General features: G+C 30.0%; 15 protein-coding genes. All 15 read right to left on the reverse strand.

All coding sequences use genetic code 11. The features are described from left to right. Position 1: 1 nt before the first annotated feature. Genes DES33_RS03720 through DES33_RS03790 form a run of 15 tightly spaced genes read right to left on the reverse strand, consistent with a single transcriptional unit; the run spans position 2 to position 12,230 of the window. Complete coding sequence (locus DES33_RS03720) at positions 2 to 274, reverse strand: YggT family protein (protein WP_094223378.1); 273 nt, start codon at positions 272 to 274, stop codon at positions 2 to 4. Next, a complete protein-coding gene (locus tag DES33_RS03725) occupies positions 271 to 756 on the reverse strand; it encodes a cell division protein SepF (protein ID WP_094203538.1) in 486 nt (161 codons plus the stop codon). Before DES33_RS03725 ends, DES33_RS03720 begins: the two co-directional genes overlap by 4 nt. A gap of 9 nt (positions 757 to 765) precedes the next feature. Next, on the reverse strand, positions 766 to 1,446 hold the full coding sequence (locus DES33_RS03730; RefSeq protein ID WP_110058103.1) for a YggS family pyridoxal phosphate-dependent enzyme: 681 nt from the start codon (positions 1,444 to 1,446) through the stop codon (positions 766 to 768). Continuing rightward, entirely contained in the window at positions 1,446 to 2,603 is a 1,158-nt protein-coding gene (locus tag DES33_RS03735) for a biotin/lipoyl attachment domain-containing protein (protein WP_110058104.1), read from the reverse strand. Before DES33_RS03735 ends, DES33_RS03730 begins: the two co-directional genes overlap by 1 nt. A 37-nt stretch (positions 2,604 to 2,640) precedes the next feature. Beyond that, the gene (locus DES33_RS03740) at positions 2,641 to 3,867 is read right to left on the reverse strand and encodes a peptidase U32 family protein (RefSeq protein ID WP_110058105.1); all 1,227 of its coding nucleotides are present in this window, start codon (positions 3,865 to 3,867) and stop codon (positions 2,641 to 2,643) included. 46 nt (positions 3,868 to 3,913) lie between these two features. Continuing rightward, positions 3,914 to 4,558, reverse strand: coding sequence for an O-methyltransferase (locus tag DES33_RS03745; protein ID WP_110058106.1), 645 nt, complete (start codon positions 4,556 to 4,558; stop codon positions 3,914 to 3,916). Continuing rightward, entirely contained in the window at positions 4,551 to 4,889 is a 339-nt protein-coding gene (locus DES33_RS03750; protein ID WP_110058107.1) for a YlbF/YmcA family competence regulator, read from the reverse strand. The genes DES33_RS03745 and DES33_RS03750 overlap by 8 nt, the downstream gene beginning before the upstream one ends. Position 4,890: 1 nt before the next feature. Further along, positions 4,891 to 6,558, reverse strand: coding sequence for a ribonuclease J (locus tag DES33_RS03755; protein ID WP_002836243.1), 1,668 nt, complete (start codon positions 6,556 to 6,558; stop codon positions 4,891 to 4,893). Continuing rightward, the gene (locus tag DES33_RS03760; protein WP_110058108.1) at positions 6,559 to 7,011 is read right to left on the reverse strand and encodes a Fur family transcriptional regulator; all 453 of its coding nucleotides are present in this window, start codon (positions 7,009 to 7,011) and stop codon (positions 6,559 to 6,561) included. After that, a complete protein-coding gene (locus DES33_RS03765) occupies positions 7,011 to 7,253 on the reverse strand; it encodes a DUF1292 domain-containing protein (protein WP_110058109.1) in 243 nt (80 codons plus the stop codon). Before DES33_RS03765 ends, DES33_RS03760 begins: the two co-directional genes overlap by 1 nt. 2 nt (positions 7,254 to 7,255) lie before the next feature. Next, complete coding sequence (gene ruvX / locus DES33_RS03770; protein WP_094205557.1) at positions 7,256 to 7,669, reverse strand: Holliday junction resolvase RuvX; 414 nt, start codon at positions 7,667 to 7,669, stop codon at positions 7,256 to 7,258. 52 nt (positions 7,670 to 7,721) lie between these two features. Continuing rightward, complete coding sequence (locus DES33_RS03775; RefSeq protein ID WP_094205556.1) at positions 7,722 to 7,988, reverse strand: IreB family regulatory phosphoprotein; 267 nt, start codon at positions 7,986 to 7,988, stop codon at positions 7,722 to 7,724. Positions 7,989 to 8,000: 12 nt separating this feature from the next. After that, positions 8,001 to 10,622 carry an alanine--tRNA ligase gene (gene alaS / locus DES33_RS03780; protein ID WP_110058115.1) on the reverse strand — a complete coding sequence of 874 codons (2,622 nt, stop codon included), beginning with the start codon at positions 10,620 to 10,622 and terminating at the stop codon, positions 8,001 to 8,003. Between the two features lie 10 nt (positions 10,623 to 10,632). After that, entirely contained in the window at positions 10,633 to 11,820 is a 1,188-nt protein-coding gene (locus tag DES33_RS03785) for an AI-2E family transporter (RefSeq protein ID WP_094203528.1), read from the reverse strand. A 2-nt stretch (positions 11,821 to 11,822) separates the two neighbouring features. Next, entirely contained in the window at positions 11,823 to 12,230 is a 408-nt protein-coding gene (locus DES33_RS03790) for an RrF2 family transcriptional regulator (RefSeq protein ID WP_002839398.1), read from the reverse strand. Between the last annotated feature and the right edge of the window lie 63 nt (positions 12,231 to 12,293).

A 12,293-nucleotide genomic window follows, 5' to 3' on the forward strand; every position in this document is an offset into this window, starting at 1 on the left:
TTTAAACCAATCCTATTATAACCGATCCAATAATTTGAAGAAATATCAATGTTATTAATGGTGACCAATCTATAATGCCTCTATCAAGTCCAAACATATTTAAAAGTTTTTTTGCAGGATACATTATATAATCAGTAATCAAATAAATCGAATCAACTAAGGCATTGTCTCTTGATATGTGAACAAAAGACAATATAACTCTAATAAATATCGACCATTCTATTAACTTTAAAATGGTTAAGAAAAAATTAACGATACTAAATCCATTTATCATAATTGGAAAAATCCATTATTTTTTGTAATTTGATCCTTAATCTTGCCGTCTATTTCTACCCCTTTTGGAACTAAAACAAAAATATCTTTAGTTACTTTTTGCATTTTTCCATCAAGTGAATAAATAGCTCCACTAACAAAGTCAAATATTCTTTGCTTTACATCCTTTTCAAGCATTTCAATATTTAATACAGCAACTTCGTTTTTTAATATAACATCAATAACCTTTGGTGCATCATCAAAACTAATTGGTTCATGAATATTAATCTTAACTCTGTTTAAAGGTTTTGATTCCACAGGTTTAGTTGTAGAATTATTCATGCTTACTATATTGTTTTTTGTTTCGTAATTTTGTTTTGGTTCATAATCATTTGATTCAGCTTCAACATGATCTGAGTCATCATAGTAGTATTCATCATCGTAATATTCGTCGTAATCGTCTTCTACCCCTACTAATTTTTTAAATGAATTCATAAATGACATAACGTCCTCCTAATTGTAATTTCTTTTGCCAAAAATAAAGCTTCCAACTCTTACCATATTGGATCCTTCTTCAAGCGCTACTTTGTAGTCGTGGCTCATTCCCATTGATAAGTATTTCATTTCTATATTTTTGTATTCTGTATTTTTTATTTTATCATAAATTTCTCTCATTTTCTTGAAAACCCATCTAATTTCTTCAGGATCTTCTGCAAATGGAGCAATGCTCATCAATCCTTTTACTTTGACGAACTCTCTTCTTTCTATTTCTTCAATAAAAGAATCCAAATCATCAAGATATAAACCAGATTTTTGCTCTTCTTCTGCAACATTTAATTGAATCAAGCAATCTTGCGGTTTATTAATTGCACGAGCTCTTTTTTCTATTTCTTTTAAAACACTCATTCTATCTAATGAATGAATCAAACAAGCTTTTCCTACAACATCTTTAACTTTATTAGATTGCAAATGACCAATCATATGATAATTAACACAATCTTTTAATTCATCATATTTCCAGCTCATTTCTTGGGGCTTGTTTTCGCCAATATCAGTTACTCCACAATCAATAGCTTCCTTAATCCTGTCGATGTCCACAGTTTTTGTAACCGCAATAAGTTGTGGTGTTTCTCCATGAGATGCAAATTTTTTCAAATTTTCATTAACTTCATTTAGATTGTCTTTTATACTCATTATTTTAAAAGTTCCCCCTCTTTAACAAACCTTGGATTTTTTACAATATAATCGTATAGTTCCAAAGTGTTTACTTTTCTGTTATTAACATCAATCTGTCCATCAATACCCGTTGAAATATAAGCAAATTTATCATCAGTTTTTAAAACTTTTACAGCTACAAATTTTATAATTCCTGTCTCTTTTTTGATGTAAACGCCTTGTGTAGAATCTTTTGTAATAATTGACTTGTTAGGTATTTTGAATACTTTTGTTTTTTTATCAATCACAGTGATAGGCACAAATCTTTTATTCATTAAATAATTAATACCATCATTCATATCGCATACTATAGTTATGATATCTCCATTTACTTTTATGTCTTTTATATGCGCTGAATATTCGTTTTTGTCAACATGGATTTCTATTTCGTCGTTATTTTTTAAATTTCTATTTAACTTAGAACTTTCCACATCAAAGGCCAAAGACAAATTCATACTATCAACTACTGATAAGCCTTTAGAAGTATAACTTTCATCTATATCTCTTAGATAAAAATCACTACCCATAATACTTGAAGAATTATATCCTACGAAGTTTTCATAATTATCAATATTGTTTTTTAAAACTCCACTAACTGTTGTCTTTACAGAAGATGATTTTGAATTTAAAACTTGTTTCAATATTTCCAATTCTTTTTTAGAATGAAAATACTCTTCTTCTGTTATATTCCTTTTCTTATCATATTCAGACAGAAACTTATCATCAAAGTTTCTATTTCTTATAGAATTTGATAGTGTTTTAATATCTGTATCTTTAATCTCAAATTTACTTGTAGTCTTATCGGCGTGATTTATTTCCAAATCGTTCAATTTGTCATCTATATATTTTGTACTCATTTGTAGGTTGATATCTTTCGGTACGTTTATTACATTAGATCCCACAGGATATTTGACATTTTCAGCCGCTTTCGTATCCACATCATTTAAATAAATGTACTCATCTTTGAGAACAAGAGCATTTACATTTATTTCGTTTTTTATTTTGGAAATATCGTTCACAAGATATAAGTTTCGTTTGAATAAAAAACCTAATAAATTGTGAACAATAAATACTAATAGTAAAAAAGAAATAATTATTATAAAAATTTCTTTTTTGTTAAGTTTTTTCGTTTTCATAATCTGATTATATCATAGTATAAATTACATTCCAAAATTAATTATCACTCTTTTTTCTCATCATAGAATTAGGTTGAAGTTTTTGTTCAATCTTTATTTTAAAAATTTGTTGAGCCTTATTTGCCACTTCAATTTCATTCATTTTTTCATCATACATTTTTTCGATCTTCGTGGTAATAAATCCATCTTCTGGTCCAAAAATTTCTACTTTGTCTCCTTTGAAAATTCTATTTCTTTGTTCAAAAGTAGCAATATTATTTTCTTCATCATAATCCAATAATAATCCGACAAAATCATATTTTCTAATGTAAGAGGAGGATTCGTACAATTGGTCGTTTTCATCCGGTTTTTTTTCAAAAAATCCTGTAGTAAAATATCTATAAGAAACTTTTTTAATCTCTTCTAAAAGTCTCTTCGCTGTTTGTTCATCAAATTCATTATTGTAATATTTGTCAATAGCAATTCTATAGCTTCTAACTACCGTAGCTACATAGTATTGACTCTTTACTCTACCTTCTATTTTCAAACTATCAATTCCTGCCTCGATTAATTTATCTAAATGCTCAATCATACACAAATCTTTTGAATTAAAAATAAAAGTTCCTTTCTCATCTTCTTCAATCGGAAAATATTCTCCAGGTCTTTTTTCTTCAACAAGTCTGTACTTCCATCTACATGCTTGTGCGCAGTCTCCTCTGTTTGCGTCTCTTCCTGTCATGTAGTTACTCAATAAACATCTTCCCGAATAAGACATACACATAGCTCCGTGTACAAAACATTCTAATTCAGAATCCGGGATATTTTTCTTGATGTCTTGAATTTCTTTCAAAGATAATTCACGAGCCAAAACAATTCGTTTGATTCCTTGATCCATCCAATATTTTACTGTTCTAAAATTTGTCACAGATGCTTGTGTTGACATGTGAACTTCAATTTCTTGATTAATGCTTCTAATAATAGAATAAATTCCTGGATCAGAAACAATAAGAGCATCTACATTAATATCGATCAAGCTTTGAATGTAGTCTTCAATTCCTTCCAAATCGTCATTGTGGGCTAATATATTCATAGTTATATATATTTTCTTGTCTCGACTATGAGCGTATTCTACTGCTTCTTTCATATCATCTAATGTGAAATTTTTAGATGCAGTTCTCAAACCATAGTCAGGACCTGCCATATACACTGCATCTGCGCCATAATCTATGGCTGTTTTTAATTTATCTAAATCGCCTGCCGGTGCTAATAATTCAACTTTTTTCATTTAATCTCCTCAAAAATAGTCGGAAATCATAGACTTCCGACTATCGCTATTTTAATTTAGTTATGCTCATTCCATCATCTATTGGAATTATAGTTGTATCGTATTTTGAACTATCAGAAATAATTTCTAAAAATTCTCTTAATCTCTTAACAATTGTTATCTTTCTGTGTCTATGTTCATAGAAGTCTTTTTCGCATACCATTCCTCTAAACAAAACATTGTCACATACAATAACTGAATTTTTGTTAGATAATCGTACAGCTTCTTCAAAATATTTTATATATTGTCCTTTAGCAGCATCGATAAATATCAAATCAAATTTTGTATCCATATTTTTCATTACTTCATATCCGTCTCCAAATATTAATTCGATATCGTCATAGCCATACTTTTCAAAGTTTTCTCTGGCAAAATTTGCGTTCTTTTCGTAATTTTCAACTGTAATAATCTTTGCATCAGGACATGTTTTTTTCATAATAATCGAGCTGTAACCAATAGCTGTGCCTATTTCTAGAATAGTTTTTGGTTGTTCCATCAGCAAAATCATCTTTAATAATTGTCTAACTTCTGCTTCAACTATTGGGATATGATTATTCTTAGCAAATTCTTCTAGTTCTAAAATAGTTTCATCGTCACTTTTTGATAATTGTCTTAAATAATCTTGTAGTTGTTCATTTACAATACTATTCATCTTCTAATTTTATGCCACCTTCTAATGCATCATAGACATCTTTCAAAATCATAGAAAATCTTGCATCTGCTTGTAAATAAGCTGCTATATCATGATTTGTCATGATAATATTTTGTAAGTTTTGAAGTTTTTGTACATCTTCAGGATCTTCTTTTCCTGTTTGTTGAATTTTTAATTGATACTCAAAAAGACGCTTTTTAAAATCATCTATCATATTTTTGTTAGTTTCATTCTTCTTATAAACTTCTTTGTGAAGTTTTTTGAGCTCTTGAAACTCTTGAGAATTGTTCAACATTTGTGCTAATTCTTTAGCTTTTTTCTTATATTCCATATTATACCTCCATTATTACTGGCAATATCATTGGATTTCTCTTAATTTCTTGATACAAGAATTTCTTTAGTGTTTCTCTTATATTGTGTTTAAGAGTAGACCAGTCATATATATTTTTTGTATAACATTCATCTAGGACTTTTTGGACAACAGATTTGCAATCTTCCATTAAATCATTATTTTCTTTAACATATACAAATCCTCTTGAAATGATGTCAGGACCAGCTATAACTTCTTTATTTCTAGCATCTAAAGTAATTACTACAACTATTAGTCCATCTTCTGATAAATGTCTTCTATCTCGTAATACAACATTTCCTACATCGCCTACTCCAAGTCCATCTACTAAAATATTACTTGCAAATTTAGTGTCAACAAGGTTAATACTTTTTCTTGTAAATTCTATAGTATTACCATTATCAGCGATAACTATATCTTTTTCTTTCATTCCAAGATCAAGTGCTAAATTCGCATGACATTTCAAATGTCTCATTTCACCATGAAGTGGAACGAAAAATTTAGGTCTAACTAATGAATGCATCAACTTTAATTCTTCTTGACAAGCGTGTCCACTTACGTGCACATCAGCCAATGAAGAATAAATAACTTTTACTCCCATTTCCATTAATTTATTGATAACTGAGCTAACTTGATTATCATTTCCTGGAATTGGTGTTGCAGATAAAATAACAGTATCTGTTGGGTCCAAATGGACTTTTCTATGAGTTCCATTAGCCATTCTTGTCATTGCACTCATAGGCTCCCCTTGAGAACCAGTTGTTAGAAGAACTATTTCGTTTGGACGGTACCTATTGATATCATTTATATCAATAATAGTTTTTTCATTAACTTTAATGTATCCCAACTCACGAGCTACATTAACAGTGTTGATCATTGATCTGCCCGAAAGCGCCACTCTCTTATTGAAATGTTCAGCTGCCGAAATAACTTGTTGAATTCTGTGAACATTAGAAGCAAAAGTAGCTACAATTATTCTAGCAGGTGCATCATCAAATAAATTTATAAATGTTTTTCCAACGCTTTTTTCGCTTAAAGTATAGCCTTGTCTTTCAACATTTGTACTATCAGCAAAAAGTGCAAGGACACCCTTGTTTCCAATGGCAGCAATTCTACCAAAATCCATTCTATTGTTATCAATTGGAGTGTAGTCAATTTTAAAATCACCAGTAAAGAACAAAACTCCCACAGGAGTTGTTATAGATAAACTTGCAGCATCAGGAATTGAGTGACATACTTTTACAAATTCTACGCTAAATGCTCCAAGTTTTATTGATTTCTTATAATCAACTGTGTGAAGTGACTTCAAGCTTAACTTGTGCTCCAATATTTTGTTTTCTAAAAGTCCCATTGTAAGTTTTGTACCATAAACAGGAACGTCTAATTTTTTTAATACATAAGGAATTGCCCCGATATGATCTTCGTGACCGTGAGTAATTACAATGCCTCTGATTTTTTCCTTGTTTTTTTCTAGATAAGAAATATCTGGGATTACTATATCAACTCCCAACATTTCTTCATCTGGAAATGTCATTCCACAATCCACAACAATAATATCATCTTTGTATTCAATTACTGTCATGTTCTTTCCTATTTCGTTAAGCCCTCCTAGTGGAATAACTTTTAATTTATCAATATTCTTTTTTGCCATTTATTTCTCCTCATTTTTAATTTTTTCTTGGCAATCAGAACATATTCCATAAAACTTTAAATCGTGATTTTGGATATCGAAGTTGTAATCCTTGCTGATTTGCTTTTCGATATCTTCTAATAAATCGTATTTCACTTCGTCAACTTTACCACAATTCGTGCATATTATATGGTGATGATGGTGGTCTTCATCCTCATCTACCAATTCATATCTGTATCTTTTATCATCAAAATCTAACTTGTAAACCAAGTTAAGTTCTTCAAAAATTAATAAAGTTCTATAAACCGTAGCTATTCCAATCTCCGGATCTTTTTTGCTTACTATTTCGTTCAATTCTTCCGGAGATAGGTGTGAATCCATATTTTCTAACAACGCTTCAAAAATTACTTCTCTTTGCTTAGTAACTTTATATCCCGCATTGATTAGCTTAGTTTTCAATGTTTCTATGTTCATTATTGCTCCTTTTGTGAATTCATTAGATCTTCGTATGCTTCAATAGCATCGTTTAATTCTTGCTCATTTTCTAATCCAATAAATTCAACTTGTTCATCATTTTCTATATATTTCAAAATAACATTTTCTCCATTTAATACATCTTCTAATACGCAATAATTATCATCGTCTATACCAAATGTATTTATTATTTTAAATTCTTTTTCATTGTTGTTTTCATCGTATAATTTTATAGTTTCCATAATTATCTTCCCATATCCAAATAAGTTTGCAGAATATAAGTAGCTGCAACACTATCAATTACATCTTTCCTTTTTTTTCTTGAGACATTTTGTTCAATCAATACTCTTGTAGCACTGATTGTTGTAAGTCTCTCGTCAACATATTCAATATCTAGATCAGTGTGTTTCCTTAATTCTTTTACAAATGTTTTAACTTTTTTAGCTTGAGGGCCAATAGTATTATTCATATTTTTAGGTAGACCTACTATAATTTTACTGACTTCCTTTTCTTTAATTATATCATTTATGATTTCTATGTCTTCAATCTTGCTTTTTCTCTTAATAGTCATCAAAGATTGGGCAGTCAATAAGAATGGATCACTTATAGCGATACCAATAGTTCTATCTCCCACATCAAGTCCAATATATCTTTCCATAATTATTTACATATTTTGAGAGCTGTTACAAGTAACAGCTCTACATTATCCTTTATTTATCTATTTCGTTCAAATAAACTTCTAACATTTCTCCCAATAAATCATCTCGATCTATTTGTCTAATCAAATTTCTCGCATTATTAAAGCTTGTAATGTAAGTAGGATCACCTGATAATATATATCCAATAATTTGATTTTTAGGATCATATCCTTTTTCCTCTAAAGCTTGGTAAACTTTCTTCAAAGTTTCCTTTATTGATTTCTGTTCAAGTTTTGATGCTTCAAATCTAACCGTATGGTTTAAATCCTTACCTTCCATTTTTTGCCTCCTTTAAGCATTAATTTTTGATCTTACTGTTTCAATTCCCTTTTGTAGTGCTTCATCAACTTTAGAGTTATCTTTTGCACCAGCTTGTGCAAAATCTTTACGTCCGCCGCCATTTCCACCGCATACTTTGGCAACTTCTCTTACAATGTCCCCAGCAAATACACCTTTCTTAACTGCTAAGTCCGTAACTAAAGTTATAAATGATACTTTTGATTCATCTGAATTAGCTAGTATTACAACACCATCTTCTAATTTTGATTTAATATTTTCTCCAAAATCTCTAAAAGAATTATTGTCCAACCCACTTAACTCAAATATACAAACTTTTGTGCCGTCAATGTCTATAGCATCCTCAATAACTGAATCAATATTTGAAGATAAATCCTTATTTGTTATATCTTTAAGTTTTTTCTTCAATTCTTTAATTTCTTCAGTGTTCATTTCAATTCTTCTTGTAATTTCATCTTCATTAGATGCCTTTAACGAATGCTTAACAATATCAATCAAACTATCTCTATCTTTTAAATATTTGTATACTGCGCGACCAGTAATTGCTTCAATTCTTCTGACACCTGCAGCTACACTTGATTCAGAAAGTATTTTCAACATTTGAATGTCACTTGTTGTCTTAACGTGAGTTCCTCCACATAATTCTTTAGAATAATCTCCCATTTGAACAACCCTTACAACATCTTGATACTTATCTTCGAAAAGACCTCTAGCTCCAATTGATTGAGATTGTTCTAATGACATTTCATCAATTTTTACAGGAATACCTAAAGCTATTTTTTCATTGACAATTTGTTCAACTTTTTCTAATTGTTCTTTAGTAACTGCTTCAAAATGTGTAATATCAAATCTTAATCTTCCTCCATCAACATAAGAACCTGCTTGATTAACGTGATCTCCTACAACATCCTTTAATGCTTGATGCAATAAGTGTGTAGCAGAGTGATTTTTCATAATATCTCTTCTATTAAGTTCATCTACTTCGATTGTAACTTTATCGCCTACATTTAAGCTTCCTTCGATAACTTTTACGTAATGCAAGAATACTTTCTTTCCAGTTTTTTTCGTGTCGTAAACTTCAGCTTTGAAATTATCATTATAGATAATTCCCTTATCACCTACTTGACCTCCACCTTCTCCATAGAAAGTTGTACGGTCTAATACTATTATACCCATATCTTCAGCATTTAAATTATTATCATTTTCACCGTAGATTTCGATAACTTCACTTTCATCTTTTAAGGAATCATATCCATCAAATTTTGTTTCAGGAAGTCCTTCGCCATATTTTTTGTCAGAAGACCAACCCATGTTAGATTCATTTCTTGATTCTCTAGCTCTTTGTTTTTGTTCTTCCATTAATTTTTTGAATTCATCTTCATCTACAGTTTTGTTGACTTCACCAACCAATTCCTTAGTTAAATCTATAGGGAATCCATAAGTGTCATATAATTTAAATGCATTTTCTCCACTAAACACATCTGATTCAGTTTCTTTTAGCATAGAATCCAAAATACTCAAACCTAAATCCAAAGTTTCTTGGAATTTTTTTTCTTCAGCATTAGCTATTTTTACAATTCTATCTCTTTCTTCTTTTAATTCAGGATATCCAGATTCATAAACTTTAATGCAACAATCTATAACTTTTTCTATAAAACTATCGTTTATTCCCAATAATTTTCCGTGTCTACAAGCTCTTCTTATAAGCCTTCTTAGTACATATCCTCTTTGCTCATTACTTGGAATTACACCATCATAAATCAAAAATGTCATAGCACGTACGTGGTCAGCAATAATTCTGATTGATACATCATTTTGATGATTTTCCTTATATTTTACGCCTGAAATTTCTTCAATAGTTTTGATTATATCTTTTACAAGTCCAATTTCAAAAATATTATCAGCATTTTCCAAAACCATTGTAATTCTTTCAAGACCCATACCAGTATCTATGTTTGGATGAGCAATTCTTTCGTATTTTCCGTCAGCGGTTTTGTTGAATTGTGTGAATACCAAATTCCATACTTCCAAGAATCTTTCGCCCTCATCACCTGGTTTTGCATCTTCTCTAGGGTCAAATTCAAATCCTCTATCTACGTGAATTTCAGAACATGGTCCACAAGGTCCTTGATCTAGTTCCCAGAAGTTGTCAGCTTTTCCTAACTTAACTACTCTTTCTGGACTAACTCCTACATCATTTACCCAAATATTATAAGCTTCTTCGTCTTCTTCATATACAGTTATCCACAATATATCTTTTGGTACTTCTAATTCATTTGTCAAGAAGTCCCAAGCCCATGTAATAGCTTCTTTTTTGAAATAATCTCCAAAAGAGAAATTACCAAGCATTTCAAAGAAAGTACCATGTCTTTGAGTCTTCCCTACTTCGTCAATATCAGCTGTTCTGATACATCTTTGTGAAGATGTTGCTCTGTCTTTTTTTAGTTTTTTCTCACCTGTAAAATACTTCTTCAAAGGAGCCATACCAGCATTTATAAGTAGAAGACTTTTATCATCTTGTGGTATAAGAGGAAATGATTTGATCACAAGATGTCCCCTTTCCCCAAAATAATCTAAGAATTTTTTTCTAATTTCATTTAAACCATAATCTTTCATTATAACCTCACTAATTTTTAAAAAACATTTTAATTTTATCCTTAAAATGTAAATATAATATTTTAACTGTAGCAACGAATGGAACTGAAAGAATCATACCTACAACTCCAAACATTCCTCCACCTATAATCAAACTAACAATTACTAACAATGGATTAATTCCAATTTTTGAACCTAATAATTTAGGTGCTAGAATATTATTTTCAACCCATTGAATAGAAACGAACACAATTACTACAACCACCGCTTTTAAAGGGCTGTCCAAAAAAGCCAAGATAAAGGCTGGAGTAACCGCTATAAAAGGACCAATGTATGGAATAATATCACCTACCATAGTAAGTATTCCAATTATTATCGCAAAATCGACTTTCATAATGATTAAGGCAATTGCAGTCAATACTCCCACAAAAATTGCCATAATTAATCTACCACGAATGAATTCACTGTAAGCTTTATCCATATCAGAACAAATACTCAAAAATTTATCTTTATTTTCATTTGGTATGAATCCCATTATAAAGTCAATGCACTTTTCTTTATCTAATAACATATAAAAACTTACAACTGGAACTAAAACAATTCTGAGTAAATTGCTGAATATATTTCCCGTAACATCTCCAGTTTGGGATAATTTGTCCAGTATAGAAGTTTGGATAGTTCCAAGCTTTTGGTTAATTGTTTGCATTGCATTGGACATAATTTTGCTAACGTTAGGATATTCCTTAAATATTTTATTGTTGATAGCATTTAATTTCACAGAAATATCCGACATAAAGCCAGGTAAGCTTATTATCATTTTTTTAATTTGTTGTATAGTTTGTGGAACGACAATCATCCCCAATAAAATAATCAAGAGGATTACTATAACGTAAATGATTAAAATAGCTATTGATCTTTTAACTCCTTTTTTTTCAATATATTTTACCAAAGGATTTATAATATATGAAAGCACTATTCCTATCAATAAAGTATTAATTGTATGATATATGATTGGATATTTTGAAAATAAAGCTGCAATTCCCAGCAATATAAGTATTAGTATTGTAGTCTTTTTTATTTTATGAAAATTAAATACAATTTTGTATTTTTCGTCTACTTTACTATTTCCCACAGTAATCAGAAAATAAGTTCCAAAAACCATGAAAATAATAGTTATAAATATTAATGCATTTCGCAAAAATTCAGAATTAATAAGCATATCTATTTCTCTTTGCTAATTAAATCTTGCAAACTCACGTTTTTTATACTGTTAATCATATCATCGTGCATTTGAGTCCAAATAAGCCTAGATGGACAAGTGTCTTCTCTTGAACAAAGTCCTGGAACTACAGAGCATTCTGTCACTCCAAAAAACTCTTCTAAACACTCCAAAATTTCAGCTACTGAAATTTCTTTTGGAGATTTTTTCAATAAATAACCACCTTGCACACCTCTAACTGAAATCACCAAATCTTGTTTTTTCAATTCTCGTATAAGTTGTTCTAAATAATTATTACTAAGTCCTGTGGCTTTAGATATTTCATTTAAACTAACAGGATTATCTCCATATTTTTTGCCTAAATATATCATGGCCGCAAGCCCGTATCTTCCTCTCGTAGATAATCTCATAAGCCCTCCTATTTATGATAAATTTTATCATAGTAAAATAGTTGTGTAAATATCCTATTGCAA

Origin of the sequence: Finegoldia magna (assembly GCF_003182075.1) — a bacterium.
In the GTDB taxonomy this organism is placed as follows: Bacteria; Bacillota; Clostridia; order Tissierellales; family Peptoniphilaceae; genus Finegoldia; species Finegoldia magna.

What these genes read in the sequence shown, in the direction of transcription:
- DES33_RS03775 (WP_094205556.1), bottom strand. Translation starts at nt 7,988, where the DNA reads ATGGAAGGTAAGGATTTAAACCATACGGTTAGATTTGAAGCATCAAAA.
- DES33_RS03765 (WP_110058109.1), bottom strand. Translation starts at nt 7,253, where the DNA reads ATGGAAACTATAAAATTATACGATGAAAACAACAATGAAAAAGAATTT.
- DES33_RS03735 (WP_110058104.1), bottom strand. Translation starts at nt 2,603, where the DNA reads ATGAAAACGAAAAAACTTAACAAAAAAGAAATTTTTATAATAATTATT.
- DES33_RS03750 (WP_110058107.1), bottom strand. Translation starts at nt 4,889, where the DNA reads ATGGAATATAAGAAAAAAGCTAAAGAATTAGCACAAATGTTGAACAAT.
- ruvX (WP_094205557.1), bottom strand. Translation starts at nt 7,669, where the DNA reads ATGGAAAGATATATTGGACTTGATGTGGGAGATAGAACTATTGGTATC.
- DES33_RS03755 (WP_002836243.1), bottom strand. Translation starts at nt 6,558, where the DNA reads ATGGCAAAAAAGAATATTGATAAATTAAAAGTTATTCCACTAGGAGGG.
- DES33_RS03790 (WP_002839398.1), bottom strand. Translation starts at nt 12,230, where the DNA reads ATGAGATTATCTACGAGAGGAAGATACGGGCTTGCGGCCATGATATAT.
- DES33_RS03720 (WP_094223378.1), bottom strand. Translation starts at nt 274, where the DNA reads ATGATAAATGGATTTAGTATCGTTAATTTTTTCTTAACCATTTTAAAG.
- DES33_RS03760 (WP_110058108.1), bottom strand. Translation starts at nt 7,011, where the DNA reads ATGAACATAGAAACATTGAAAACTAAGCTAATCAATGCGGGATATAAA.
- DES33_RS03730 (WP_110058103.1), bottom strand. Translation starts at nt 1,446, where the DNA reads ATGAGTATAAAAGACAATCTAAATGAAGTTAATGAAAATTTGAAAAAA.
- DES33_RS03785 (WP_094203528.1), bottom strand. Translation starts at nt 11,820, where the DNA reads ATGCTTATTAATTCTGAATTTTTGCGAAATGCATTAATATTTATAACT.
- DES33_RS03740 (WP_110058105.1), bottom strand. Translation starts at nt 3,867, where the DNA reads ATGAAAAAAGTTGAATTATTAGCACCGGCAGGCGATTTAGATAAATTA.
- DES33_RS03725 (WP_094203538.1), bottom strand. Translation starts at nt 756, where the DNA reads ATGTCATTTATGAATTCATTTAAAAAATTAGTAGGGGTAGAAGACGAT.
- alaS (WP_110058115.1), bottom strand. Translation starts at nt 10,622, where the DNA reads ATGAAAGATTATGGTTTAAATGAAATTAGAAAAAAATTCTTAGATTAT.
- DES33_RS03745 (WP_110058106.1), bottom strand. Translation starts at nt 4,558, where the DNA reads ATGAATAGTATTGTAAATGAACAACTACAAGATTATTTAAGACAATTA.